The sequence below is a fragment of the Chromatiales bacterium 21-64-14 genome, assembly GCA_002255365.1.
In the GTDB taxonomy this organism is placed as follows: domain Bacteria; phylum Pseudomonadota; class Gammaproteobacteria; order 21-64-14; family 21-64-14; genus 21-64-14.
Genome location: NCBI01000004.1, coordinates 1 through 25,826 on the forward strand (window position 1 = coordinate 1; position 25,826 = coordinate 25,826).

Genomic DNA, 25,826 nt, shown 5'->3' on the forward strand with positions numbered 1-25,826 from the left:
TGCCCAGCAGCTCGAAAAGGATCAGAAGGGGGAGCGTTTCGTATTGATCGATCCTCCGGAGTATCCACAGAAGCCGATCAAGCCCAACCGGCTGGCGATCCTCATCCTTGGTTTCATTCTCTCCCTCGGTGGGGGATTCGGCTTGGCGGCCGCGGCGGAATCCATGGATCATTCCGTGCGGGGGATCAAGGGCATTGCGGCGGTCCTCGAGATGCCGCCACTGGCGGCGATCCCGTATTTTGAGAACGCGGTGGATCATACACGGCGGCGCCGGTTCCGGATGACGACGATCGTGCTGGGTGTATGCGCCGTGGTCGCGGCGCTGCTCCTGATACAGTTCTTCTGGATGCCCCTGGATGTGCTTTGGTTCAAAATTATGGATAAGTTGAACAACTATCTCAGCAACTGACCGGCGGCTGCCCGCTGCGTCAGCCCGGCGCGGGAACCAGTCAAGCCATGCCGGGCGGTGCGCGCTAACCGTGCGAGAATCGGCTCCGCAGGGAGTCGGAATGCCCACTACCATGAGCCTTGGAAACGGACTATGGAACGGATAAAGGAAGCCCTCGAGAAGGCACGCCAGGAGCGTTTGGCGGGCGGTGGCCTCGTGGCGGGCCGCCCCACGGCCACGCCTCCCGGTCAGATCGTCTACAGTCAGACCCGTACCGTGGAGATTGCGCGGGCACTGCTGCGGGAGAACCGCGTGGTTGCCGGGCTGGAGCCGGGCGGCTTGGCGGACGGCTATATCGATGCCTATAAGATCCTGCGCACCCAGGTGCTGCAGCGGTTGGGTCAGAATGGCTGGAATTCCCTGGCAGTGACCAGTCCCGGGGCCCAGGAGGGCAAGACGCTCACGGCGGTCAACTTGGCCATCAGCCTGGCGATGGAGGTCAATTACACCGTGCTGCTGGTAGACGCAAATCTGCGTCATCCGAGCGTGCACAAGCTGTTCGGGCTGGAGCCGGAATATGGGTTGAGCGACTATCTCACCGGTGCGGTACCGATCGAGCAGATCCTGCTGCATCCCGCGGACATCGGACGGTTCGTGATCCTGCCGGGAGGTAAACCGCTGATCAATTCGGCGGAAATGCTGAATTCCCCGAAAATGACCCAGCTGGTTGAGGAGTTCAAGACCCGTTACCCCAGCCGGATCGTGATCTTCGATCTGGCGCCCCTGCTGAGCGCCGCCGATGCCCTGGCCTTCGCGCCCTACGTGGATGCGGCGCTCTTGGTGGTGGAGGAGGGCGCTACGCAGGACGAGGAACTGGACCGCGCCGCCGCCCTGCTCAAGGATACCCAGTTGATCGGTACCGTCCTGAACAAGGCGCAGCGTGCCATGGACGAGGAAGACGCCCCCCACAAGAGTTGGTTGCGCCGCCTGTTCGCCGGCAGCACCTGATCATGTACGAATCCTTCTACGGTCTGCGGGAGAAGCCCTTTTCCCTCCTGCCCGACCCGGGGTTTTTGTTTCTCAGCCCCAAGCATCGCATGGCCCTGGTGCTGCTGGAATATGGCCTGATGAACCAGGCCGGCTTCACCGTGATCAGCGGCGGGATCGGTACCGGCAAGACCACCCTGATCCGGCATCTTTTGAACAATATCGGCCGCGATACGACCGTCGGGCTGATCTCCAATACCCATCGTTCCTTCGGGGACCTCCTGCAGTGGATCATGCTGGCGTTCAACATCGAAGACCAGGGCCTGGACAAGGTTGGTCGTTACCGGGCATTTGTGGATTTCATGATCCGGGAATACGCCAAGAGCCGGCGCACGGTGCTGATCGTCGACGAGGCGCAGAACATGGCGCCGGAGACCTTGGAAGAGCTGCGCATGCTTTCCAACGTCAACGCCGATAAGGATCAGGTCCTGCAAGTGATCCTGGTGGGCCAGCCCGGCCTGCGGGATACCCTGCGCCGGGCCGATCTGGAACAATTCGCCCAACGCATCGCGGTGGACTACGATCTGGAACCCTTGGAAGCCCACGAAACCCGGGAGTACATCCGGCATCGTTTGGCAACCGCGGGGGGTGACCCGGACCTGTTCGAGGACGAAGCGTGCGCAGTGGTTCACGAGGCCAGCCGCGGTGTGCCACGGCTCGTCAATCTGCTCTGCGACACCGCTATGGTTTATGGTTATGCGGAACAGGCGCCCCGGATCAACGCGGCACTGGTGCGCGACGTGGCCCGGGACAAGCGTAAGGGCGGCCTGTTCCCGAGTGGAGCGGGCGGTGGCGCCGCGCCCACCGGCCGGCAAGTGCCGGCGGCGGACGCGGCGCACGAGACCGCTGGCGCGGATGCGGGGGTTGGGCATCCGGACGCCCCCGTGGACGCCGCCGGTCCGGGAATTCATGAAAAAAAAAATTACTCGTAGTAATCGCGTCGGACTCCCCGGCACGGTGCGGCCATTTCACCGCATTGTTGGAACAGTGCGGTATGGGGGTCCTCGGTGCGGTCGCCTTGAACGCGGAAGCGATCCGCGGTGCCGGCCTGAATCGGGCGGACTTCGTGTTGTTCGATCTGGATGAGGCGTCCGGCGAGAAGATGGCGGCGCTGATCGATCTGGTGGAGGCGTCCGGTGTCCCGGTGCTGTTCAATGACAGCAGCGGTTCCCTGGCAGCGGATGCGGGTGCCGACCTGGGCAGGAAGATCGCACTCAAGCTTACCCCGCTGTCCGTGGGCGCGGGGCAGCGCCACCGCTGACCTGTGCGGTGTCCAGGACGGGTGTATGGTTGCCCACGGCCGCGCTCGGTTGTCGTGGCCGCGGGTCCTGGTGGTCCTGGTCCTGTACGGGGCCAGCGACGCCCTGCACACGCGCCGCAGCACCGCACGGACGCTTGGGGAGAACCCGCTACGTGCGGGTCACGGCCCTGCGTTCGGCGGCGCTGCGCCCGCTTGAAAGGGGGCGCCCCCTTCCTGTCCCGGTGCGGGGGCGCGCCGTGCATCAGGCTAGGCCGTGGCGCGCTGAATGGGCGTCCAGACGTGCGACGACACTACACCAGGTATTGGTGCCACGGATGATTCGGGTCCCCGAATACCAGAAAATGGGGGTTCAACAGGGACTCCTTGGTGTTGTAGCGTAGCGGCTGCAGCGCGGTGTCGGTGACCTGAGGGAGCTGCCCATCCCGATCAGTTCGTGCTCGCCGAGCCGTGCCAGCAGCGCATCCAGTGATGCCCCCCGGTGTGAACGGCTGCCCGCCACGGTGATCCGGTCCGTGGGCACGCTGCGTGCCCGCAACTGCCGGGTCCCGTCGATGAGGTCTTCCTTGAAGGCCCCGCGGCCCGCGCACGCGTAGTAGCTCGTGCCGCTCACCGGGACATGCACGACGCCCAGCACCGGGGTGTGATCCCGTATCAGCGCGATGTTGACGGTGAATTCACCGTTGCGTTTTACGAATTCGCGGGTCCCATCCAAGGGGTCGATGAGCCAGTAGCACCGCCACGAAGCGCGCTCGGCGTAGGGGATGCGCGCGGATTCCTCCGACAAGGCGGGGACGTCCGGGGTCAGGCGCCGCAGTCCGTCGATGATGGTGTGATGGGATGCCAGGTCCGCCGCGGTCAGGGGCGAGCGGTCATCCTTGTGGTCCACGCCGAAATCGGTAGCGTAGACCTCCAGGATCCGGGTTCCGGCCGCGCGGGCGAGGGCGCACACCGGCTCCAGGAGCGCGCAGGGGTCGGCGATGGGGCAGTCGTCAGGATCGGTCATGGGTGTCGGGTTCCCCAGGTGGGCGCGCCCTGGGGCGGGCCGCGAACGGACCGCAGGCGCGGGCCGGGCGGATCCACGGACCACCCCGCAGGCGGGCAGTGTAACGGGTGAGTCCGGCGAGATCCAGGGCTGAGCGGCGGCCCGGCATGAGTGGGTCGTGCGTTAACCCGATTGACCCTTACATACATAGGCCCGTAGCGTAAAAAATCGCCACGGAACCCAGCGCGCCCACGGACAACGCCGCGACGGTTCCGTAATGGGATGGGTTGCCGTGCTTCGGTGGTTGAACACGGCACGGTTTGAGTGGGCTTGAACGGCTGGAGTGTAAGGCCGCGCCATTCGCGCTGCCCGCGTGCCGCGTCCGCCACTGGCGGGTCTCGTCACCGGGCGGGATAATGGGGCATCAATCGGACGGCGGGATGATGATGGTGGACTGGCGCGCGATCCACAGCGTGTTCCTCGATATGGATGGGACACTGCTGGATCTGCATTTCGACAACCACTTCTGGCGCGAGCACGTGCCCCTGCGCTACGCGCAGCGCCACGGCCTATCCGTGGAGCAAGCCAAAGAGGCCTTGTTCGCGCGCTTCCGGAGCGTGGAGGGAACCATGGCTTGGTATTGCATCGATTACTGGAGCGGAGAGCTCGGCCTCGACATCGCCGCGTTGAAGGCGGAGGTCCAGCATCTCATCGCGATGCAGCCCGGCGTCGCTGCGGTGCTGGAGGCGCTGCGGGCCCGGGGAAAGCGGCTGGTGCTGGTGACCAATGCGCATGGCAAGAGCCTCGCGCTCAAGCTGCGCCGCACTGGGCTTCAGGACTATCTCGATGCAATGGTCTGCGCGCATGATCTGGGCCGCCCCAAGGAGGACCCGGTGTTCTGGCAATGTCTCCAGGACCACGAGCCCTATGATCCAGGCCGGACCCTGCTGGTGGACGACAGCCTGCCGGTATTGCGCACCGCGCGCCGCAGCGGTTTGGCCCACTTGGTAGCGGTGCGCCGCCCCGACAGCCGCCAGCCGGCCCGGGAGATCGACGAGTTCCCGGCGGTGGATTCGTTTGCGGATCTGTTGTCGGAGTCCAACACGGGCTAGCCCGAATGGCACTTACCTTAATGTGACCGTATCGCAGGATAATGGTCACGGAACCCTCGGAAAAAGGCGCGACTGTTTCGTGCGTTCCGTGATTCAACTCAACGGTCGGGCCCGGCTTCAACGGCCGGGGTTTAAGTAAGCGCCACTCGAACTAACGCTTACCCCAACGTTTGAAGCGCTTCTTGCAATAGGCGAGCAGGGCGGGGTAGCCGTCGAAGTACAGCTCGAAACTGTCTTCCGAGGGTGCATCGAACTCGCAATAATCGTTGGAGTGTTCCCGGCAGATCTCCGGGCGTTCGTCGTAGATGCCACAGCGCCCGTCGGGGAGCAGATGCGTGCAGCGGTTGTTGACCAGCAGTGTCCAGCCGTCCTCGTCCTTATAGACCTGAACGTTCTCGTGGGAGATCTGCCACAGCAGGTGCTCGAAATCGTATTTGGAGCGCGGAGTCTCGATGATCTGGGTGATGTAGGTGCAGCACTTGGCACTGGTACAAAGGCCGCATTTGGTCTCGGGCGTGATCACCGGCAGCGGTGCCCACCGGGTGAGTGCGGTCATGGTGTATCCCGTATGGCTCGCGAAGGAAGGCGCATTATAACAAACAGTTTCCAGGCCTGCAGGCGCTTGCGGGTTCAGAGGCGCGCGCTGATTCCGCGGCCGGCCATGGGCACACGCCCGTTCCACTGGAGGTGATATTGCCCGGCTGCATCCGGCGCGCCCAGCATGTGCAATGCACGTACCAGGTCGGGGGATGCGTTGGTTCTAGGCATTACTGTAGCAACGAATTGCAGCACCCCGCTGTTCAGCAACGACACCGTGCCCTGTACCTGCAGCGGGCCACCCCGGTCCTTGAGGGTCCCCTGGATGCTGTCCCCGGGTCCGGGTGCGAGTTCCAGTGCCAGCGCGCCGAGCGCCACTGGCTGGGTCCATTCTACGGCGGCCTGTTCCCACACCAGGGTGCCGCGTACCTGTTGCAGGTGGCCATCGTGCAGCGCCACGTCGTGCAGCCGGGCCTGGAGTGTTCCCCCGAGCGCCACTGGGAGGGTGGGGACCCATCCCTGCAGCGTGCCCATCGGCAGGTTCAGTTCCAGGGCCGGCAGTTGGAGTCGGCCTCCGAACCCGGCTTGCAGCACGCCTTGACCGGTGGTGTCGCCGCCCGCCAGGGTCCACGCCACCCGCAGCCGTCCCAGGGGGAGCCAGAGGGGATTCACCCGCCATTGCAGGCTGCCCAGGTCCCTGAGGCCTACCATGGCGGTGTTTGCCCGCCCGTTCCAGACGGTGCCCTCCAGTCCGTACAGGGCGGGACCCGCGCCGGCGTGGGGTAACCACCGGTAGGCCTGTTGCGCCGGTATCGTCAGTACCAGCATCGCCAGGTAGGTCAGGAGGCCCAGCAGGAGGTGGCTCGGTTTGATCATCCGCCCCCCTGCAGGACCGCCCGCCCACTCACTTGGCCCGGAACCCCGGTGCTCTCGACAGTGATGGATTCAAGTTGCAGACCGTGGTCCCGTTCCAGTTTGCCCAGCCACTGCACCACCTGATCGAAGGGCGCCTGCTCGAGCCACACCCGGACTCCCCCGGAGCTGTCCGGTTCCAGGCGTTTCACCGCGTTGCCCAGTTGTTCCTGGCGGGCCGTCTGGTCTACCAGGGACAGGATCGGCTGGCCGGAGACCCGGTTCCCCGCGCTCCCCCGCAGGGCCTGGATCTGCCCGGCGGCCCCGTGCATCCAGTGCAGCAGCGCGCGCTGTTCGTCCACGTTGTGGCGCAGCGTCGCGAGGCGGTTGTGGAACGGGCGCAGGACCACGCCGTACAACAGCAATACGGCGAGGAGCGCGGCGCCGATGATGAGGATCTGGCGCTCGCGTGGGGTGCGTGCTGCGAGCCACTCCTTCATGAGCCCTTGCCCTTGCTCCGGATCTGGACCCGACTCTCCACCCGATTGTCGTGGGTGCTGGCGGATTGGATCTCCACGCTGAGCCGGCCTTCCTTCATGAGTTGCTGCTTGAGTTGATCCAGCCCCTGGACGTCGTTGGCGCTCAGGCGCAGATCCAGGCCGCCGCCCTGGTAGTTCAGCGCCTCGAGCCGGATCCCAGCGGTCCCCCGCAGGGCGGTTCCGGTCTGCCCCAGCAGCGCGAGGAAGCCGTCCGCCGCGTCGCCGCGCCGTTTCTGCAATGCCTGCAGGTGGCGCTCCATCTGCACCCGGGCGTTGACGACGCGGCGTTCGGTGGGGAAGGTCTGGCGGTAGAACTGCACGATCTGCTTCGACAGGGTCTGGGACTGTGCGCGCAGGTGGGCGTACTCGTAGATCTGTAGTCCCATGCCCAGTAGCAACCAGACCCCCAGCAGGGCGGCAGTGGCGCGCCACGGGCGCAGGATGCGGCCCAGTTGTTCGCGCCGGCTGTAGGCGCCCTGCAGCAGGTTGATGCCGCGTCGCGCCGGCTCCGGGATCGGTCCTAGGGTAGCCAGCAGGTCCATCAAGCTCCCCGCGTGTTCTTCCGTGGACCGCTCCAGCGGCGCCTCGTCCAGACCGGCGGGCACGGGGGTCGCGGGGTCGTGGTATAGATGAACCCCGTGGGGCGGGTCGCCCTCCTGGGACGCGATCTGCAGGAATTGGGCAAGGTTGTCCGGGTCGATGACCATCCCTGCGTGTTCCCCGGTGCGCAGTACGCAGCGGTGCGGCTCCAGGAACGCAGTCCAGCGATCGGGCTTCAGGGGCAGGGAGAGGGTATCCGGGATCAGGGCATCGGCGTGCAGTCCGGCTGCCGTGAGTTGTTCCAGCCATCCGTCCATGGCCGCCCGGGAGACTGCCGCCACCGCCACACCGCGCTCCGGATCCTGTCCACCCAGGGCGAAGTGCAGGCGGTCCACGTCTTCGGCCAGGTGCTCCTCCAGGGCGTAGGGGATAGCGCGGATCATGCGTTGGCGCTGGGACGTCGGCACCTTCGCGTGGGCCAGGGTCACCTGATCGCCGGGGACCAGTACCACGACGAACCGGCCCGCCGCGTCGCCCGCCGCCTCCTCCAGCGTCCCGTTCCGCACCGGAGTACGGACATGGCCCGTAGTATCCCACAGCAGCCACGCCGCGGGTGCGCCGGCCTCGCCCAGACGGATGTATATGGTTTCGCGCATCTACACGGTTCCCCGGGTGCGCATTATAACCTCTTCATTGCCCTGGTTGCCGCGCAGGATCACGCTGTTTAGAAACACGCGCGCGCGCCCCACCTGGGTTTCGCTGTGGATGAGGAAATAATTGCTGGAGACACTGATCCCCTGGGTGAGGGTCGCCTGCAGCTGGGGATTTTGCCGGAGCCGGGCCTGTATCGCCGGTTGATTCAGGAAATCCTGCACGGTCTTGTAGGGCTGCTGCGCGCGGGCCTGGACCAGGGCCTTGGCGTCGTCCGCGCTGAGACCCGGTACCAGCATCGCCAACACCAGCGCTGGGGCGGTATTGACGTTGATGGGGGTATGCCCCGGCAACGCGGTGATAAAAGGGGCCAGGGCTTGATAGATCTTCGGCGTGTAGCCGGCCACCAGTATCAGTTCCGTGGGACTCGTCATTGCTTGGTTCGCCGCCCGGTACGGGGGCGAGAGCCGGAGGTAGTAATCATCCTCGGCCCCGCCGGGGAAACGCGCTTGCATATCCGGGTCGATCCAGTCCAACACTGACTGGACCAGGTCCGGATCGAGGCCGAGCAGTTCCAGCAGGCGGCGGAAACGTGCGGCGTCCGGTTGGCTCTCCAAACCGTTGACTACCAAATTGTTGAGATTGAAGCGGCCCTGAAGGTCAATGATCCGCCCCGCCAAGCTGCCGCCCTCGACTGGGATCGGCGGTGGCAGTTGCGCCCAATTCTCTGTCAGATCGTCCACCGCGCTTTTGGCGTGATCCTTGCGCAGGATCTCCTCGCCCCAGGTTTCTACAGCCAGTCCGTAAAGATAAGCTTGGTCCTGCTCCAGGAGGTTTGCTGTGCGGCGGATCTCGATCTGCTGGCGGGAGACCATGGCGGTAACCGCGGCGGTCGCGAGGGCGACCACCAGCATGGCGACGATCACCGCCACGCCGCGGTTGCGGTGCGGGGGGTGTGGGGCGCGCAGTCGGACCATGGCCGTACCAAGGGGATAGGATCGGGAGCCGCGGGCCCGAGCCCGCGCACCCCACCTTACGTGGGCCGTGTGCATGGCGCAAGGGTGAGTCTCCATCGCGCACGCCCTCAGTTGGGCAGCAGGAATAGCCAGCGGATCCGTCCCCATTGTTTGAGATCCAGCACCACCTCCACGGCGCGCGGCAACGGCGCGGCGCCGGGCGCTGCCAGGAGGCCCGCGGGCGGCCAGGAGGGTTGCCACACCTGCTGCGCATCGAGGAACCGGATCTCGGCGGTGTGGACTCCGTGCAGCACGTCCGCGTCCTGGGGCGTGGCGCCCGGGGCGCGGTCCAGTTCCGCCCAGGTACTGCGGATGAGGGTATCGCCCTTCAACCGGTAGGCGACCCGCTCCAGGCTGCTGCGCGGCAGTCCCGCGGGGTTGCTGCGCCCCCCGCGGGTCTCCTCGAACAGGGTCGCGGTCCCCGCGCCCCCGAGAAAGGCGGCGACGGTGCTGCCCAACTCGTCGCGAATGGTGCGCGGGACTGCCTGCTGCAGGTCCCGCTCCAGTTGCAGATAAGCCATCTGCAACTCGGTGAGTTGCTGCATCCGCAGGTCCGTCTCCTGGCGGGTATGCAGTACCGAGAGCAGTCCGCCGTAGGCCAGCGCCGCGACGACCGCGAATACGGCGATGGCCACGAGCATTTCCAGCAGCGTGAAGCCCGTGCCTGCCGGGTCTCGGATGGTGGACCAGCGGCTCATGGTGCCGGGGCCCCGGGAGTGACCTGCGGCTTACCGAGGTAGCCCACCAGCGTGGCGAGCGACCCGGCCTTGGGGTCGTCCTTGACGCTCACCTTCAGGTCCACCTGCCGCATGTCCGGGTCCGGCGTGCCGGAGACCTTCATGGTCCATTTCCACTCCCGTCCGGCCATCGTAACGGTGCCGTCGCTATCCCCCACGGAAGGCCAGGCGCGTGTGATCCGCTGTTCGATGAACTGGTTGCGGGCGACCCAATCCGCCAGGGTGCGGTCGCGCAGGTAGGCGGCGTTGCCCGCGACACTTCCCGCCGACTGTATGGCGGCCGCCAACGCAATCGCCAGTATTGCCAGGGCGATAAGCACCTCCAGCAGTGTGAAACCTCGGGCGGGATCCGGGACGCGCCGCAGCGCGGGCCGGCGGATCACGAATCGGTCCCTGCCTTCGGCTGCATGACCTTGACCTTGCCGCTGAATTTGCCCACCACCTGGACGCCGTCGGGGCTGCCGGTTGCTGTGAATGTTAGGGTGAACGGCGTGCGTTCACCGCTGGAGTACAGAAAAACGTTTGGCTTCTCGTCCGCCGCGCCGGGGTCCGTCAGGGGAACCGGCTGGCCCTCGGTGACGAGGCGCAGATTCACGTCCGGTTCCAGGCGCCGCGGGCGCAGCAGCTCATCGTTCGTCACCGGTCGCCACTTCTGCCCGTCGAGGATCATGAACCGGTAACCGTGGGGGGAGAATCGGATTCCGTAGTCGGCGAATGACAACACGGCTTGGTCGCTCGCCATCCCCATGAGTGCCGCCAATCGGCTCGCATCCTCCGAGAGTTCGGTGTCGCGATTGCGCGTGCCGGTGCTCAGGGTCACCATGCTCAGCACGACGCCGATGATGACGAGCACCACCAGCAACTCGAGGAGGGTGAATCCCCGGGCGCCGGTGACCCGATTGCGTGCAGCGCAGCGAGCCATGGGAGCAGGGTGCCTTGCGCCGCTGTGCGGCGCGGTGGGTTCCGCAGGCAGGCTATTGCAGGTTCCAGTTCCCGATATCGTCGTTGCTGACCTGGCCGTCGGGCCCGAGGGAATAAATATCGATGGCACCGTGTTGCCCCGGATTGAGGTACTGATATGGATGCCCCCAGGGGTCCTTCGGAAGGCGCTCGATGTATCCGCCCTGCTTCCAGTGCGGCGGTTCCGGGGGTTGGGTCGGCTTGGTGACCAGCGCCTGTAGGCCCTGGTCCGTGGTCGGGTAGACGTAGTTGTCGAGCTTGTAGAGATTCAGAGCGCCCTCCAAGGCCCGGATATCCTGCTTGGCCTTGACGACCCGCGCCTCCTCGGGCTTGTCCATGATGCGCGGCACGATCAAGGCCGCCAGGATACCGAGGATGACCACCACCACCATGATTTCGATGAGGGTGAAACCGGACTGGAACGGGCCTCTGCGCAGGTGGGACGGTGCGCGCGGAATCGATGTGTGCATCATGATGGGATCCGGACCTCCTGTTTCCAAGCGACGATTCTACCAGCAACGCCCGCGGCGTCGGTAGACGTGGATCCCACTACCCACCATCAGCAAGTGATCGCGCCGCGCCGACTGGCCCTACGCAGAAGCGCCGCACCAGCCGTTCCAACAGTTCCACGGTAGGTTGGAGTCGTGCCAGTTCCAGGGACTCATCCGGCTGGTGGGCCTGGTGGATATCGCCCGGGCCGAGGATTACCGGCTGCATGCCCAGTTCCTGGAAATAGGGGCCTTCGGTGCCGAAGGCCACCGCTTCCGCCGGATATCCGGTGAGCTGCTCGGCGGCGACGACGATCGGGCTGTCAACGGGGGTCTCCATTGCCGGGGTGCCGGGAAACAGGGGCCGCAGTTCCAGCCGCACGCCGCTGCCGCGCAGCAACCGCTCCAGGCGGTCGTGCAGTTCCGCGCGTAGTCCATCCAGGTCCATGCCCGGCAGCGTGCGCAGGTCGATATGCAGTTCGCATTCGCCGCAGATGCGATTCGGGTTGTCCCCGCCGCGGATGTAGCCCAGGTTGAGGGTGGGGACCGGAATCTGGAAACGGGGGTTGCGGTGCGCGCGCTGCAGCTCCGCCCGCCACGTCAACAGTTCTCCCAGCACTTGGTGCATGGCCTCCAGGGCGCTGGCCCCCAGGGACGGATCGCTGGAGTGTCCGGAGTGACCCACGAGCCGGATGCCTTCCATGAGGATGCCCTTGTGGAGGTGGACCGGGCGCAACCCCGTGGGTTCTCCCACCACCGCGTAGCGGGCACGTGGACGCCCGGCATCCACCAGGGCCTGAGCGCCGGCCATGGAACTCTCCTCGTCGGCGGTGGCGACCAGGATCAGGGGTTCCCGGAGGTCCGATGCCCGGAATCGGCTGGCGGCGTCCAGAGCCAGGGCGAAGAACCCCTTCATGTCGGCGATGCCCAGGCCGTAGAGCCGCCCGTCCGCCGCGTGGAGTTGGAACGGGTCGGTCCGCCAGCGATCCGGGTCGCACGGCACCGTATCCGTATGGCCCGCCAGCACCAGGCCGCCGGGGCCGCTGCCCAGAGTGGCGATCAGGTCGGCCTTCCCCGGGTGCTGATCCAGGGGCAGGATCTCCACTTGGAACCCCAGGTCCGCCAACCAGCCGGCGAGATGATCGATGACCGTGCGGTTGCCCTGGTCGAAGGCCGGGCTCACGCTGCTGACGGACGGCGTCCCGATCAAGGTCCGGAGCAAGTCCAGTACGGGGGGCAGGCGGGTGGTCATGGAAAGATTCTGCGGCCGCTGGGAGCGCAGGCGCAAGCCGTATCGGGACGGGTGCCGGCACGTCGGTGCGGGCCGCGGGCCGCACCGGGCGGGTTTGGGACGGCTGGGTGTTCGCAGGGTCGCTAGAACGCGTTCCAGCCGCCCTTGCGCCGCAATCGGACCCGGGGCAGGATCAGCCCGAGCAGGATCCCGCCCCCGAGCACGCCTGCACCGGCCAGGAACCAGTCCCGTTGGCTACGGTCCTTCAGGAGGTCGGCTTCCTGCCGCAGGGCCTGCAATTCCCGCGCTTGGGTGAGGCTGCGGGCCTTGAGGTCGCGGTTCTCGCTGTCGATGGCCAGGGCGTTGGCCGCCGTCTGCTTGATGTGGTTGAGCTCTGCGGCTAAGTCTTGCTTGTCCTGCTCAAGCTGCGCGAGCTTGCGCCCCTGGGTACCCGCCTTGCCACCCAGATCCGCGGCCTGTTTCTTGATCTGCGCGTTCTCGATCTCGAGTTTGGCCAGCTTCTGTTCCGCCGCCGTCAGTTGGTCCCGGGCGCTGGGGGTCTGCATCAGAAACCGGGTCAATACCCACCCCTGGGTGCCGTCGCGGGTGCGAATCTGGCTGTAACCCGTGCTGGTGGAGGTTTGCAATACGTCCACCGGGGTGCCGCTCGGCACCATCCGGAGGATACGGTTCTGGGTACTCTGCCCGGAGCGCATCGGCAACTCCAGGTGGTCGCTGATGTATTGGACGGTCTGGGCCGCGAGGACCGCCGAGGAAAAAAGGAGCAGTGTCGTCAGGAAAAACGCTTTTCTCATGCTACCCGTGCCTGTGCGTGCTGAATTTCCGATACGGCGGGGGCCGATGTCCGTCGGCAGTGTCGGGCCGCCGACGGCAAGGCAGATGATACGTGATTGAGACGGCGCGTGCCAGAATGCGGGCGGTGGGGCAAAAAAAGACCCGCCGTCATGGCGGGTCAGTCGAGGAGGTAGTGGAAAATGCCGCGGCGGCGCGCGGTCGGAGCCGCGCTAGCGCCGCGGATGGGTTCCGGTCAGAATTTCACCTGGGTCCAGAGTCCCACTTCGTTGTAGTTGACGCGGTTGTACTGACCCGCGTTGAACGATGTATTGCTGGTCTTCCAGGAACCGTTGTCCTGTTTCTCGTGCTTGAATGCCAGCGCGAGCAGTACGTTCTTATAGACCTCGTCCTGTACGCCAACGTTGAAGTAGTAGTCCTTCAGCCCCGGCTGCAGGTCCTGGCTCGGCTTGGCGTAGTCGAAGCGCGCGAACAGCGTGATGTGGCGCATCGGCGATACCGAGCCCCACGCCGAAAGCCCATAGGCGCGGTCGCTCATGGGGTTGGCCACCGTGTTCCAGTCATACGCCTTGAAGTATTCGACGCCGAGCCGGTAGGTGGGTTGGACGTAGGCGGCGATCAGGTCGAGGCGCTTGGCGGTGTGAAAGGTTGTCGCCCCGGCTGTGTTTTGCGCAAGCTTGCCGACGTAACCACCTACGGCGAGGGACATCCCCGGTAACGGGTTGACGCCGACCCGCCCTGCGAAGTCAACGTTCTTGCTGCGCGGGGGGTTGTGGTAGCCACCACCGTTCACGCCGGAGAACGCGTAGTTGAACATGCCTTCCTTGCCGAGCAAATGCGCGCCCCAGTCCGCGGAATTGCCGAAGCCCAGACGGTCGATCAGGGTGTTCTCCACGTAGCGGAAGCCGTAGAGGCCCTCGTCGTAGGGGATCCAGGGCATGTCGGCGGAGCCCAAACGCACGGTGGCGAGCGGCGAGAACTTCGCCTGTATATAGGCCTTCTTGATGAAGACCTGGGTGTTCTTGTCGGAGCTGCTGTAGTTGAAATCGGTCGTCAGATTCACGGACCAGATATCATTGAACTGGTGCCCGACACCGAAGTAGAAGCGTTTGACGTCTGTGCCAAACCCGCTGTCCGGGATCTCGCTGCCGTTGCCCGTCAGGTTCTTGTAGGTCAGATCGCCGTACATTTTCCCGCTGATCGTGGTCGTCCCGAAATCGCTGACATAGCTGTTAGTGGCGCTGGTGCCCGAGCCGGCCTTTTCAATCGCCTTGCGGTTGTCCTGGATCTGCTGCTGTAGCTGCTGAAGCTGGTTCTGCATCGCGGCGTTCTGCTGTTCCAGTTCCACGGTCGTCGGGTCCGCGTAGGCCGCCGGTGTGCCCAGCGCCAGTGCCAGCGGTAGGGTGGCGATTCCCATCCAAATACGCCGTTGTACTTTTGGGGTGCCGAGCGCGGCCCGCGTGGCCGCCGTCAGGATCTGCCTACGCATACGAGAAGCTCCTTTCGGAAGAACTGATTGGATGTCGTCGACGTCACCTCGGGACCCAAATGTCATACGCGGCGGGTCTGGGCCCGTTCCACGTGTCCGTTGGTCAGCGGTCGTCTGGGTATTTGCGCCCGGTGGCAAGAACACGGCCAGTGGATCGTCGACCTCGTCGATCCGGTAGGGCCGCAGTGGCCGGCGGACGGCTGGATCGTAGGATGGGCATCCTGTGTTACGGATCGGTGATGGGAATGTGACGGTTCCATGAACGAATTGTTTCGGTTTTGTTACCCGGGATGTATGCGAACGAGCGTTGGCGCGCGATGTGCTTCCGGTGTGGGGTTTAGGGGCCGGCTGTATTACCATAGCCGCGAGCGCCCTTGAGACACCAGAGGGCCCGAAAAAATGGGGGGCTGTGCCGGTGACGGCCAGGATACTCATCGTTGAGGACGAACCCGCGATCCGCGAGATGGTTCGCTTCGCCTTGGTACGCGCGGCCTACGAGGTGGACGAGGCCTGCGATGCGGAGCGGGCGCAGGACCGGATCGTGGAGCGGCTTCCGGACCTGGTGCTGCTGGACTGGATGCTGCCCGGGGTGAGCGGAATCGATTTCGCACGCCGGCTGAAGAAAGATATGCTCACCCAGCATATCCCGGTCATCATGCTGACCGCCAAGGGCGAGGAGGAGGATCGGGTGCGGGGTCTGGAGACCGGGTCCGACGATTACATCGTCAAGCCGTTTTCACCCCGGGAACTGGTGGCGCGCATCCGCGCGGTGCTGCGTCGTGCGATGCCCCACCGCGGCGAGGAGGTGGTGGAGGTGCAGGGTTTGGAGCTGGACCCTGCGGCCCACCGCGTGAGCCTGCGGGGCGAGGAGGTCAAGCTCGGACGTACCGAGTTTCGGCTGCTGCAGTTTCTCATCACTCATCCGGAGCGGGTGCATAGCCGTGGGCAGTTGTTGGACCGGGTGTGGGGTCCCCACGTGGTGGTGGAGGAGCGCACGGTGGACGTGCATGTGCTGCGCCTGCGCAAGGCACTGTCGCAGCATGGTTACGACCGGTTCATCCAGACCGTGCGCGGCGCGGGGTACCGGTTCTCCGTGCGCGGTGAAGAGAGTTGATCGCCGTCTGGACGCGTGAGATCTGGAAACTCGCCGGTATCGGCATCGCGGCGCTGATCCTGGGCGCGATGGCGCACCACATCCTGTTGTTTCTGTGGTTGGGAACGCTGGTATACCTGGGGACCCATCTGTTCAACCTATCCCGTCTCGAGCGTTGGCTGCGGGTTGGCCGGCGTTATCACCCGCCGGATGCCAGCGGCGTGTGGGGCGACGTATTTCATGGCCTCTACCGCCTGCAGCAGCGCAACCGCAAGCGCAAGCGACGATTGGCCCAGTTCCTGGAACGTTTCGAGCAGGTGCTGGGCACGCTGCCGGATGCGACCGTAGTGCTGGGTGCGGATGAGACCATCCAGTGGGCCAACGACGCGGCGCACCGTTTACTGAACCTGCGATGGCCGCAGGACGCCAACCGGCGGATCCAGAATCTCGTGCGCAATCCCGTGTTCATCGACTATCTGGCGCGCGGTGCGTACGCGGAGCCGGTAGAGATCCCATCTCCGGCCGATGGCGTGGTGCGGTTGGCGCTGCGGATCATTCCCTATGGTGCTGACCAGTCGCTGCTGGTCGCGCGGGACATGACGCGGATCCACCAACTGGAGCAAGTGCGCCGCGACTTCGTGGCCAATGTGTCCCATGAATTGCGCACGCCGCTGACGGTGGTGCGGGGATACCTGGAGACCATGCGCGGTGCCGGGGACGAGATCCCGGCGGATTGGGGCGAACCGGTGACCATCATGGATCAGCAGGTGACGCGCATGCAGCGCATCGTGGAGGATCTGCTGCTGTTGGCGCGGCTCGAGGCCGAGCCCCCCGGAGCGGACGCTCGCGTCGTGCAGGTTCCTGCCATGCTGGCCCAACTCCGGGACGAGGCGCGGGCACTCTCCGGCGGACGTGGCCACACCATCGAGCTGGAGGCGGATCCGGAGCTGGTGTTGCGGGGCGAGGAACAGGCCCTGCGCAGCGCTTTCGCCAATATCATCTTCAACGCCGTGCAGTACACGCCGGAGCGCGGCCGCATCCAGATCCGTTGGTACGCGGATGCCGATGGTGCCCACCTCGCGGTGGAGGACAACGGGATCGGGGTGCCGGCGCAGCATATTCCGCGGCTGACCGAGCGCTTCTATCGCGTGGATCAGGCGCGCTCCCGGGCCACCGGCGGTACCGGTCTGGGGCTCGCCATCGCCAAGCATGCCCTGAGCCGGCACCGTGCCGTACTTCGGGTCGAGAGCGAGATCGGTGTCGGAGCTACCTTCATATGTGATTTCCCTGTGACGTTAATAGCGTCGCTTCCAAAGTGAATTGAATTGGTTGTGGATCATTCCTCAAAAGTTCCTCAAAGACGGTGCGCCTCACGTCCTGCCCTACACTGTCACAACACTGTCACATTGGGCGGGTAGACTGCTGCTTCTGATGATCCCGCAAGTCCGGGATTCCTGCAGCGGCCCATGGTTGCCGCATTCCGTTTTACGCCGGTTTGTCCAAGGAGTCTGACATGTCGAGACGCCTATACCCGAGATTGGTCCATGTGGTTGCGCTGTGCGCACTTTTGTTCGCAGGGGCGGCCGCGGCCGGCACGGTCACAGAGATCTCCGGCGCGGGGGCCACCTTCCCGTATCCGGTGTATTCCAAGTGGGCGGAGGCATACCGCGCCAAGACCGGAATCCGCATGAACTACCAGTCCATCGGTTCGGGAGGCGGGATCAAGCAGATCAAGGCGCGCACCGTTGATTTCGGCGCGTCCGATGCCCCCATGAAGCCGGAGGAACTCGAGAAGTACGGTCTGCTCCAGTGGCCGCAGATCATGGGCGGCGTGGTGCCGGTGGTGAACCTGCCAGGCTTGCGGCCGGGCGAGGTCAAACTCCCGAACGAAGTGCTCGCCGATATCTTCATCGGTAAAATCAAACGCTGGAACGATCCGGCTATCCAGGCTGCCAACGCGGGCGTCAAATTACCTGACATGGCGATCACCGTGGTGCACCGGGCGGACGGTTCCGGCACCACCTTCATCTTCACCAACTATTTGTCCAAGGTCAGCGCGGCGTGGAAGGCCAAGGTTGGATTCGGCAAGGCGGTGTCCTGGCCCGCCGGCGTAGGGGCCAAGGGCAACGAAGGGGTTGCCTCCTACGTGCGGCGTATCAGAGGCGGCGTCGGCTACGTGGAGTACGCTTATGCGCTGCAGAACAAGATGGCCTACGTGCGGTTGCGCAACAAGGCAGGTCATTACGTTAGTCCGAGCAGCAAGACTTTTCAGTCGGCGGCCGCGAATGCGGATTGGAAGGACGCCCCGGGTTACTATCTGATCCTGACGGATCAGCCGGGCGCCGACAGCTGGCCGATAACCGGCGCGAGCTTCATCCTGGTCTATAAGACCCAGGCGAAGCCGGAAATGGCCCGCGAGGTGCTGAAGTTCTACGACTGGGCCTACCATCACGGCACCCGGATGGCGGAGTCCCTGGACTATGTGCCGATGCCTGCGAGCGTGGTGCGCATGGTGGAGCAGACCTGGTCCAAGGAAATCAAGAGCGAGCAGGGCCACCCGGTCTGGACCGGCGCCGGGGCGAACTGACCGGGCCCCGCTCTGGCCCTGTGTGCCGGAGCAGGATTGCGTTGCCGCAGGACGGAGGGGCCATGTACCATGGCTCCTCCGTCATTTTTTCGCTGTCCAGTTAGACTTCCCAAAGGGGCCGACGTGGATCGGCAAAGCACCGATACTGCACTGAACGTCGCGCCACGCCGCGGGCGGCTCGCCGATCGGGTGTTTGCCGGCACCACCCGCGTCTTTGCCATTCTGGTGATGCTGTCGGTGTTCGCGATCCTGGTCTCGCTCCTGATCGGCGCTGGGCCCGCGCTGCGCAAATTCGGGTTCGGCTTTCTGGTGAGCACGCAGTGGAACCCGGTCACCGAGCGCTTCGGCGCGCTGGTGCCGATCTTCGGCACCCTGGTGACGTCGTTTCTCGCCATGCTGGTGGCGATCCCGGTGAGCTTCGGCATCGCGTTGTTCATCACTGAGCTCGCCCCGTCCTGGCTCAAGCGCCCGGTGGGTACGGCCATCGAACTGCTGGCGGCGATACCGAGCATTATCTATGGAATGTGGGGCCTGTTCGTGTTCGCACCTCTGTTTGCCGACCACGTCCAGCCGTGGGTCACCGACCATATCGGCGACTGGCCGCTGGTGGGCGTGTTGTTCCAGGGCCCGCCCATGGGGATCGGGATGTTCACCGCCGGGTTGATCCTCGGAATCATGGTGATCCCGTTCATCGCCTCGGTAATGCGTGACGTCTTTGAAGTGGTGCCCCCGATGCTCAAGGAGTCCGCCTACGGGGTCGGCGCCACCACCTGGGAGGTGGTGCGCCACGTGGTGTTGCCTTACACCAAGGTCGGCGTCATCGGCGGCATCATGCTCGGTCTGGGCCGTGCCCTGGGCGAGACCATGGCGGTCACTTTCGTGATCGGCAACGCCCACCGGATCAGCCCGTCCCTGTTCATGCCCGGTTCGACGATCTCGTCCATACTTGCCAACGAATTTACCGAGGCCGATGGGAAGATGTATTCGTCCTCGCTGGTGGCGGTGGGCCTGATCCTGTTCGTGATCACCTTCGTGGTACTGGCCCTGGCCAAGCTCCTGCTGTTCCGGCTCACGGCCCGTGAAGGCCGGCGCGCCTGATGGGGATGCGATGAACATCTATACCCGCAGACGGCTGGTAAACGTGTTCAACCTGGGGGCCTCAGTGCTCACCACCGCGTTCGGCCTGTTTTGGCTGACGTGGCTGCTGTGGACCCTGGTGAGCCACGGGTTGCAGTGGATCCACCCTAGCCTGTTCACCGAGAGCACCCCGCCCCCCGGCAGCGCCGGCGGTTTGGCGAACGCCATCATCGGCAGCGTGATGCTGACCGGTGCCGGCGTGGCCGTGGGCGCGCCGGTTGGGGTGCTGGCGGGGACCTATCTGTCGGAATTCGGGCGCCGGTCGCGGATGGTGCCGGTGATCCGCTTCGTCAATGATATCCTGTTGAGCGCGCCGTCCATCATCATCGGGGTCTTTATCTACGAGGTGGCGGTGGTGACCATGGGGCACTTCTCGGGCTGGGCCGGAGCACTGGCGTTGGCCCTGATCGTGGTACCGGTGGTAGTGCGGACCACGGAGGACATGCTGCGTCTGGTCCCCGACACCCTGCGGGAGGCCGCCGCCGCCCTCGGCGCGCCCCGCTGGCGGGTGGTGGTGGTGATCGTCTACCGGGCCTCCATCGCTGGTATACTGACTGGCATCCTGCTGGCGGTTGCGCGCATCAGTGGCGAGACCGCGCCGCTGCTGTTCACGGCGCTGAACAACCAGTTCTGGACCACCAACATGAACCAACCGATGGCGAATTTGCCGGTGGTGATCTTCCAGTTCGCGATGAGTCCCTATGAAGACTGGCAGCATTTGGCTTGGGCCGGGGCACTGCTGATCACGTTCACGATCCTGGTTCTGAATATCATCGCCCGTGCGGTGCTCCATGGACGCAAGGCGGGACAGTGAACCCATGAACTCCGACAGCAGCCTGCCAATGGATGAACGCGCGGTCGGGGACCCCGCTGGGACGCCCGTCGCGGGCGTGACGCCACCCCGGCGTGATGTGCGCGTGGAGAAGGAGCGCCGGACCATTCCGGAGCCGGCGCCGGAAGGGTTGGCAGATGCGCACATCAAGATCCGCGTCCAGGACCTGAACTTTCACTACGGAAAGTTCCAAGCGCTGGAGTCGATACATCTGCAGGTCGCCGAGAAGCGGGTTACGGCCTTCATCGGCCCCTCGGGCTGTGGCAAGTCCACCTTGCTGCGGGCCTTCAACCGCATCTACGAGTTGTATCCGGATCAGCGTGCCAGCGGAGAGATCCTGCTGGACGGCAATAATGTGCTCGATCCGCGGCAGGATTTGAATCTGTTGCGGGCCAAGGTCGGGATGGTGTTCCAGAAGCCCACCCCGTTCCCCATGTCGATCTATGACAATATCGCGTTCGGCGTGCGGTTGTACGAACGCCTGTCGCGCACCGAGATGGGTGAACGGGTGGAATGGGCGCTGCGCAAGGCGGCGTTGTGGAACGAAGTGAAGGACAAACTCAAGCAGACCGGGACACAGCTCTCCGGCGGTCAGCAGCAGCGTTTGTGCATCGCGCGGGCTATCGCGGTCAGGCCTGAGGTCCTGCTCCTCGATGAGCCCGCGTCGGCCCTGGACCCGATCTCCACCGCGCACATCGAGGAGCTGATCGACGAGTTGAAGAGCGATTACACGATTGTAATCGTTACGCACAACATGCAGCAGGCGGCGCGGGTGTCCGACTATACCGCGTTCATGTACTTGGGTCGTCTGGTGGAGTTTGGCCAGACCGATATGATCTTCACCAACCCGGTCCGGAAAGAGACGGAAGACTACATCACGGGGCGCTACGGTTGATCCGCCGCGCACCCGCCCGTCACCTTGCCCGTGTCGTTTGATAATGGATGGCAGTCATGGACAAGCTTGAGATCGGTCATCACATTTCCCAGCAGTTCAACGCGGAACTCGAGGACATCCGTCAGCGGGTATTGGCGATGGGCGGGCTGGTCGAGCAGCAGATCGACGACGCGCTCCGCGCCCTGGTGAATGTCGACAGCCAGCTCGCGGAGGTGGTGCTGCGGGGCGACTACAAGGTCAATGCCATGGAGGTGGCGATCGACGAGGAATGCACCCACATCATCGCGCGGCGCCAGCCCACCGCCACCGATCTGCGCCTGGTGATCGCGGTCATCAAGACTATCACGGATCTGGAACGCATTGGCGATGAGGCCGAGCGGATCGGCCGGATGGCCTTGCGCTTGGCGGAGGCCGGCAACGCCAATGCGCGCAAACACTTTACGCAAGTGGGTTACATGGGCGGGCGGGTGCAGAAGATGATGCACGAGGCATTGGATGCGTTTGCGCGCACGGACCCCGAGGCGGCGGTCAATGTTTGGCGCGAGGATCAGCGGATCGACGAGGAGTACGAGTCGATCATGCGCCAGCTCATCACTTTCATGATGGAGGATCCGCGCTCGATCCCGGTGGCGTTGGATGTCATGTGGGCGGCGCGTGCCCTGGAGCGCATCGGGGACCGGGCGCGCAACATCTGCGAGTACGTCATCTATTTGGTGCGCGGCAAGGACGTGCGCCACACCAGTCTGGAGCAGATGGAGAAAGAAGCGCGCGAGCACCACGAGCCCTGACGCGCGCGCGGTAGGCGCGTGTGCGTCTACATCAGGGCGACGCTCTTTACCTGGGCGTACACCGCTAGCCCTGGCCGCAGCCCGAGGGCATCGGCGGACTTGCGGGTGATCCGCGCGAGCAGCGCGGCACCCCCGGCATCCAACCGCACCATCACCTGGGCCGGCGGCTCCGGGGACAACTCCATTACCCGCGACGAAATGATATTCAGCACGCTGGTGTGGTGCGGGGCCTCCAGTGCGAGGCTCACGTCCCGGGCCAGGATGCGTACCCGCAGCGGGTGGCCCAGGGGCCGGTCCTGTTGGGCGATCGTGAGGCGCCCGCCCGCGAACGTCAGTTCCGTCAACCGATACTGCTGGTCGTGGGCCGCCACGGAGGCTTCCAGGACCGCGCCCGCCTGATCCCCGTGGGCGGTGGGCAGGTCCAGACGCGCCAGCAGCTCGGTGAGCGGTCCGTTCGCGTAGACCCGTCCCGCCGCTATCAGTACCAAGTGGTGGGCGAGCCGTGCCACCTCTTCCAGGGAATGACTCACATATAGCACCGGAACGGTGAGTTCGGTGTGCAGGCGTTCCAGGCAGTCCAGGATCTGGGTCTTGGCGGCCGGGTCCAGGGCCGCCAGGGGCTCGTCCATCAACAGCAACGCGGGGCCTGCGAGCACGGACCGGGCGATGGCGGCGCGTTGGCGTTCGCCGCCCGAGAGTTGGTGAGGATAGCGCTGGAGCAGGGGTCCGAGGCCGAACCAGTCCGCCGCCTGGGAGGGCGTGACGCGACGCGCGGCGGCGGGCGTGCGGTGCCAGCCGTAGCGCAGATTGCCCGCCACCGTATGGTGGGGGAATAGGGCGGTCTCCTGGAATACGAAGCCGACATCCCGGCGGTGGATGGGCACGCAGTGGCCGGTGTCGCTCTCCAGCCAACGGGCGCCGTTGACGTGCACCGTTCCCGTCGCGTCGGACTCGAGCCCCGCGATCGCCCGCAGCAAGGTGCTCTTGCCCGCGCCGGAGGGTCCGTAGACCGCGGTGACGCCCCGGCCCGGACACTGGAACCGCGCCTCGAGCGGGAACCCGCCGCGGTTCAGGGTCAGCGCAATCCGTATCTCCGTGTCGCTCACCATCCGCGTGCCTGCCAGCGCCGGTTCGCCCAGTACACGGTGAGCAGGGTCATAAAGGAGAACGCCACCATGCCGGCCGCCAGTACATGGGCCTGGGCGTACTCCAGGGCTTCCACATGGTCGTAGATGGCGATGGAGACCACTTGGGTGCGTCCCGGGATGTTGCCGCCGATCATCAGCACTACCCCGAATTCGCCCACGGTGTGCGCAAAGCCCAGGACTGCGGCGGTGAGAAAGCCGCGCCGGGCGAGGGGCATCGCCACCGTGACGAACCGGTCCAGGGGGCCCGCCCGCAGGGTGGCGGCGGCCTCCAGTGGTCCCCGCCCGAGCCCTTCGAAGGCGTTCTGCAGGGGTTGCACGACGAACGGCAGCGAGTAGAGCACGGAGCCCACCACCAGTCCCGAAAAGCTGAACACCAGGGGTGACCCGGTGAGGCGGATCCAGGCCGCGCCGACCGGGCTATGGGGGCCCATGGCCAGGAGTAGGTAGAACCCGAGCACGGTCGGGGGCAGCACCAGGGGCAAGCCGACTACCGCCTCCACGGCGCTCTTTACCGGCGAGCGGGTGTGGGCCAACCACCAGGCGAGGGGGGTGCCCAGCAGGAGCAGAATCACCGTGGCGAGTCCCGCCAAGCGCAGGGTGATCCATACCGGGACGAGATCGGGCAGGGCCAGTGCCATGGGAACTCCTCGGGAGTTTGTCCGGGTTATCGTAACGCCATGGCGGTGACGGGAGATCAGTTCAACTTTTCGGTCTCTTCATCGTAGTGGAAGATTTTGGGACCTCCCCGTTCCCAAAATCGACTCGCCAATGCGACCAGCTTTTGGGCCTTGGCCGCCCAGCGTCCGTCGCCGCCACGGACCTCCTCGTTGGGACGCCCTCCGCGACGCCCCCCGCAACGGCTCGACGGCGTTTCGGATGCGCTTGCGTATCGCCTCCGCGGCTGCGCCACTACGTCGATATGCCCGCACCCTACGCCCTCCGGGGACTCCCGCCTCGTGTTTCGCACTTCTCTGGCGGGCGGCGACGGGTCAGGGGAGCGGGTGTGCGGGTCGCGCCGTGGTGCTGCGACGCTCAGCGGTGTCGGGTAACCCGTATCCGTGGCGGAGGATAATCGCGCGCCCTGCGTCGCTTTGGAGATAGGCGAGAAACGCTCGCGGTGCGCGCCGGTGCGCGCCGTGGCGCAGCAGGACCGCTTGCTGGCGGATTGGCGGGTAGAGCGCCGCGGGCACTACCCACTTCGATCCCGTTGGGCGGGTGCGCGCGGGTGTCAGCTCGGATCCAGCGACAAAGCCCAAGGAGGCCGCGCCGCTGGCCACGAACTGGAAGGTCTGCACGATATTCTCGCCGCGCACCAGCCGGGCTTGGAGGCGTTTCCAGAGGCCGAGGCGCCGCAGCACCTGCCGGGCGGCGGCACCATAGGGTGCTGTGCGAGGGTCGGCGATGGCCAGATGCCGGAATGCCCCGTGGGCCAACACCCGGCCGTGGGGGTCCACCTCTTTCGGGTCGGCGCTCCAGAGTACCAGCCGGCCCAGTGCATAGGTGTAGCGGCTGCCTGCCACGGCGAGGCCTTGGGCTTCCAGCAAGCGCGGGCGTCGTGCATCCGCGGATAGGAACACATCGAAGGGCGCACCGTTGCGGATTTGGGCGTAGAGCTGGCCGGTGGAACCGAGGCTCAGGCGCACCGGTGCCCCGCCGGCGGCTTGGTAGGCTGCCGCCAGCGCATGGGCGGTGCCGATGAAGTTGGCCGCCACCGCCACCTGCACCGGCTGGGCTTGGACCGCGGCCGTGATGCCGAGGGCCGACAGCACCAGGAACCCGCGCCGCCAGGGGTTCAGGGGGCGCATAACAGGGCTTCGAGCAGAGCCTTCTGGGAATGGAGGCGGTTTTCCGCCTCGTCCCATACCACGCTTTGGGGCCCGTCAATCACCTCTGCTGCCACCTCTTCGCCGCGGTGCGCCGGTAGGCAGTGCATGAACACTGCGTCGGGGCGCGCTTGCGCCATCACCTCGGGGGTCACCTGATAGGGCTCGAAGGCCCGCGCCCGTGCCATGTGCTCCTCTTCCTGGCCCATACTGGCCCAGACATCGGTGACCACCAGGTCCGCGCCCGCTGCCGCCGTGTGTGGGTCGCGTACCAGCTCGGCCCGATCGCCGGCCGCTGCGAGCACCTCCGGGTCGGGGTCGAAGCCCTCCGGACACGCCACCCGCAGGTGGAAGTCGAATTGCATCGCCGCGTGGAGATAGCTGTGGCACATATTATTGCCGTCGCCGATCCATGCCACGGTGCGTCCGTGGATCTCTCCGCGGTGCTCCAGGTAGGTCTGCATATCGGCCAATAGCTGACAGGGATGGAAGCGGTCGGTCAGCGCGTTGATCACCGGCACGCCGGAATACTCGGCGAAGCGCTGGACCTTGTCGTGCTCGTAGGTGCGGATCATGACGCAGTCCACCATGCGCGAGAGGACCCGCGCGGTGTCCTCCACCGGTTCACCGCGCCCGAGCTGGCTGTCCCGGGGAGACAGAAAGATCGCATGCCCGCCGAACTGGGTCATGGCCGCCTCGAAGGATACCCGGGTGCGGGTGGATGACTTCTCGAAGATCATGCCCAGCACGCGGTTCTTCAGGGGTTCATAGAGTTCGCCGCTGGCGTGCTGGACCTTTAGTTGCACCGCGCGGTGTAGCAGGTCCCGCAGTTCCTGCGGGGAGAAGTCCAGCAGGGTCAGAAAATGGCGTACGCCCATGG

General features: G+C 65.4%; 28 protein-coding genes and 1 pseudogene. 12 read left to right on the forward strand and 17 right to left on the reverse strand.

Annotated elements, in window-relative coordinates:
- The 4 genes from B7Z66_03490 to B7Z66_03505 form a co-directional block, all read left to right on the forward strand.
- On the forward strand, positions 1-409 hold a 409-nt coding region (locus B7Z66_03490; GenBank protein OYV77478.1), incomplete at its 5' end, for a hypothetical protein.
- Between the two features lie 132 nt (positions 410-541).
- Positions 542-1,396, forward strand: coding sequence for an exopolysaccharide biosynthesis protein (locus B7Z66_03495; GenBank protein ID OYV77479.1), 855 nt, complete (start codon positions 542-544; stop codon positions 1,394-1,396).
- Positions 1,397-1,398: 2 nt separating this feature from the next.
- Positions 1,399-2,367, forward strand: a complete 969-nt coding sequence (locus tag B7Z66_03500) for a general secretion pathway protein (GenBank protein OYV77480.1) — start codon at positions 1,399-1,401, stop codon at positions 2,365-2,367.
- A gap of 62 nt (positions 2,368-2,429) precedes the next feature.
- A complete protein-coding gene (locus B7Z66_03505) occupies positions 2,430-2,696 on the forward strand; it encodes a hypothetical protein (protein ID OYV77481.1) in 267 nt (88 codons plus the stop codon).
- Between the two features lie 290 nt (positions 2,697-2,986).
- On the opposite strand, the pseudogene B7Z66_03510 reads toward B7Z66_03505, so the two are convergent.
- Positions 2,987-3,699, reverse strand: a pseudogene (locus B7Z66_03510) (hypothetical protein).
- A 425-nt stretch (positions 3,700-4,124) separates the two neighbouring features.
- On the opposite strand from B7Z66_03510, the gene B7Z66_03515 reads away from it, so the two are divergent.
- The gene (locus tag B7Z66_03515) at positions 4,125-4,790 is read left to right on the forward strand and encodes a haloacid dehalogenase (GenBank protein ID OYV77630.1); all 666 of its coding nucleotides are present in this window, start codon (positions 4,125-4,127) and stop codon (positions 4,788-4,790) included.
- 151 nt (positions 4,791-4,941) lie between these two features.
- Here B7Z66_03515 and B7Z66_03520 read toward each other — a convergent pair whose 3' ends face one another.
- The 12 genes from B7Z66_03520 to B7Z66_03575 all read right to left on the reverse strand — a co-directional run bounded on the left by B7Z66_03520 (position 4,942) and on the right by B7Z66_03575 (position 14,643).
- Positions 4,942-5,346: a zinc/iron-chelating domain-containing protein gene (locus B7Z66_03520; GenBank protein OYV77482.1), complete on the reverse strand. Its 405-nt coding sequence runs from the start codon at positions 5,344-5,346 to the stop codon at positions 4,942-4,944.
- Between the two features lie 74 nt (positions 5,347-5,420).
- Positions 5,421-6,203: a hypothetical protein gene (locus B7Z66_03525; GenBank protein ID OYV77483.1), complete on the reverse strand. Its 783-nt coding sequence runs from the start codon at positions 6,201-6,203 to the stop codon at positions 5,421-5,423.
- Positions 6,200-6,679: a hypothetical protein gene (locus B7Z66_03530; protein ID OYV77484.1), complete on the reverse strand. Its 480-nt coding sequence runs from the start codon at positions 6,677-6,679 to the stop codon at positions 6,200-6,202. Before B7Z66_03530 ends, B7Z66_03525 begins: the two co-directional genes overlap by 4 nt.
- A complete protein-coding gene (locus B7Z66_03535; protein ID OYV77485.1) occupies positions 6,676-7,914 on the reverse strand; it encodes a type II secretion system protein GspL in 1,239 nt (412 codons plus the stop codon). The genes B7Z66_03530 and B7Z66_03535 overlap by 4 nt, the downstream gene beginning before the upstream one ends.
- Positions 7,915-8,886, reverse strand: coding sequence for a hypothetical protein (locus tag B7Z66_03540; GenBank protein OYV77486.1), 972 nt, complete (start codon positions 8,884-8,886; stop codon positions 7,915-7,917).
- A gap of 107 nt (positions 8,887-8,993) precedes the next feature.
- Positions 8,994-9,623, reverse strand: a complete 630-nt coding sequence (locus B7Z66_03545; protein ID OYV77487.1) for a type II secretion system protein GspJ — start codon at positions 9,621-9,623, stop codon at positions 8,994-8,996.
- On the reverse strand, positions 9,620-10,138 hold the full coding sequence (locus tag B7Z66_03550; GenBank protein OYV77488.1) for a type II secretion system protein GspI: 519 nt from the start codon (positions 10,136-10,138) through the stop codon (positions 9,620-9,622). Before B7Z66_03550 ends, B7Z66_03545 begins: the two co-directional genes overlap by 4 nt.
- Positions 10,042-10,584: a type II secretion system protein GspH gene (locus tag B7Z66_03555; protein OYV77489.1), complete on the reverse strand. Its 543-nt coding sequence runs from the start codon at positions 10,582-10,584 to the stop codon at positions 10,042-10,044. The genes B7Z66_03550 and B7Z66_03555 overlap by 97 nt, the downstream gene beginning before the upstream one ends.
- 52 nt (positions 10,585-10,636) lie before the next feature.
- A complete protein-coding gene (locus B7Z66_03560; protein OYV77631.1) occupies positions 10,637-11,092 on the reverse strand; it encodes a type II secretion system protein GspG in 456 nt (151 codons plus the stop codon).
- 79 nt (positions 11,093-11,171) lie between these two features.
- Positions 11,172-12,362 carry an acetylornithine deacetylase gene (locus B7Z66_03565; GenBank protein OYV77632.1) on the reverse strand — a complete coding sequence of 397 codons (1,191 nt, stop codon included), beginning with the start codon at positions 12,360-12,362 and terminating at the stop codon, positions 11,172-11,174.
- 122 nt (positions 12,363-12,484) lie between these two features.
- Entirely contained in the window at positions 12,485-13,156 is a 672-nt protein-coding gene (locus B7Z66_03570; protein OYV77490.1) for a hypothetical protein, read from the reverse strand.
- 233 nt (positions 13,157-13,389) lie between these two features.
- A complete protein-coding gene (locus tag B7Z66_03575; GenBank protein ID OYV77491.1) occupies positions 13,390-14,643 on the reverse strand; it encodes a hypothetical protein in 1,254 nt (417 codons plus the stop codon).
- A 415-nt stretch (positions 14,644-15,058) separates the two neighbouring features.
- On the opposite strand from B7Z66_03575, the gene B7Z66_03580 reads away from it, so the two are divergent.
- The 7 genes from B7Z66_03580 (at position 15,059) to B7Z66_03610 (ending at position 21,975) form a co-directional block, all read left to right on the forward strand.
- Positions 15,059-15,757: a phosphate regulon transcriptional regulatory protein PhoB gene (locus tag B7Z66_03580; GenBank protein OYV77633.1), complete on the forward strand. Its 699-nt coding sequence runs from the start codon at positions 15,059-15,061 to the stop codon at positions 15,755-15,757.
- Positions 15,754-17,055: a PAS domain-containing sensor histidine kinase gene (locus tag B7Z66_03585; protein OYV77492.1), complete on the forward strand. Its 1,302-nt coding sequence runs from the start codon at positions 15,754-15,756 to the stop codon at positions 17,053-17,055. Before B7Z66_03580 ends, B7Z66_03585 begins: the two co-directional genes overlap by 4 nt.
- 194 nt (positions 17,056-17,249) lie before the next feature.
- The gene (locus B7Z66_03590; protein ID OYV77493.1) at positions 17,250-18,323 is read left to right on the forward strand and encodes a phosphate ABC transporter substrate-binding protein PstS; all 1,074 of its coding nucleotides are present in this window, start codon (positions 17,250-17,252) and stop codon (positions 18,321-18,323) included.
- 123 nt (positions 18,324-18,446) lie between these two features.
- Positions 18,447-19,421 (forward strand): phosphate ABC transporter permease subunit PstC, encoded by a 975-nt coding sequence (locus tag B7Z66_03595; GenBank protein OYV77494.1) that lies wholly within the window; start codon positions 18,447-18,449, stop codon positions 19,419-19,421.
- A 10-nt stretch (positions 19,422-19,431) separates the two neighbouring features.
- Positions 19,432-20,274, forward strand: a complete 843-nt coding sequence (locus tag B7Z66_03600) for a phosphate ABC transporter, permease protein PstA (protein OYV77634.1) — start codon at positions 19,432-19,434, stop codon at positions 20,272-20,274.
- Between the two features lie 28 nt (positions 20,275-20,302).
- Entirely contained in the window at positions 20,303-21,187 is an 885-nt protein-coding gene (locus B7Z66_03605) for a phosphate ABC transporter ATP-binding protein (protein OYV77635.1), read from the forward strand.
- 56 nt (positions 21,188-21,243) lie between these two features.
- Positions 21,244-21,975, forward strand: a complete 732-nt coding sequence (locus B7Z66_03610) for a phosphate transport system regulatory protein PhoU (protein ID OYV77495.1) — start codon at positions 21,244-21,246, stop codon at positions 21,973-21,975.
- A 26-nt stretch (positions 21,976-22,001) separates the two neighbouring features.
- On the opposite strand, the gene B7Z66_03615 is transcribed toward B7Z66_03610, so the two are convergent.
- The 4 genes from B7Z66_03615 to B7Z66_03630 form a co-directional block, all read right to left on the reverse strand.
- Positions 22,002-23,084 (reverse strand): molybdenum ABC transporter ATP-binding protein, encoded by a 1,083-nt coding sequence (locus B7Z66_03615; protein ID OYV77496.1) that lies wholly within the window; start codon positions 23,082-23,084, stop codon positions 22,002-22,004.
- Entirely contained in the window at positions 23,078-23,761 is a 684-nt protein-coding gene (locus B7Z66_03620; GenBank protein ID OYV77497.1) for a molybdenum ABC transporter permease subunit, read from the reverse strand. The genes B7Z66_03615 and B7Z66_03620 overlap by 7 nt, the downstream gene beginning before the upstream one ends.
- 351 nt (positions 23,762-24,112) lie before the next feature.
- Entirely contained in the window at positions 24,113-24,928 is an 816-nt protein-coding gene (locus B7Z66_03625) for a molybdate ABC transporter substrate-binding protein (protein ID OYV77498.1), read from the reverse strand.
- Positions 24,916-25,824 (reverse strand): ornithine carbamoyltransferase, encoded by a 909-nt coding sequence (locus B7Z66_03630; protein ID OYV77499.1) that lies wholly within the window; start codon positions 25,822-25,824, stop codon positions 24,916-24,918. The genes B7Z66_03625 and B7Z66_03630 overlap by 13 nt, the downstream gene beginning before the upstream one ends.
- Positions 25,825-25,826 lie beyond the last annotated feature (2 nt).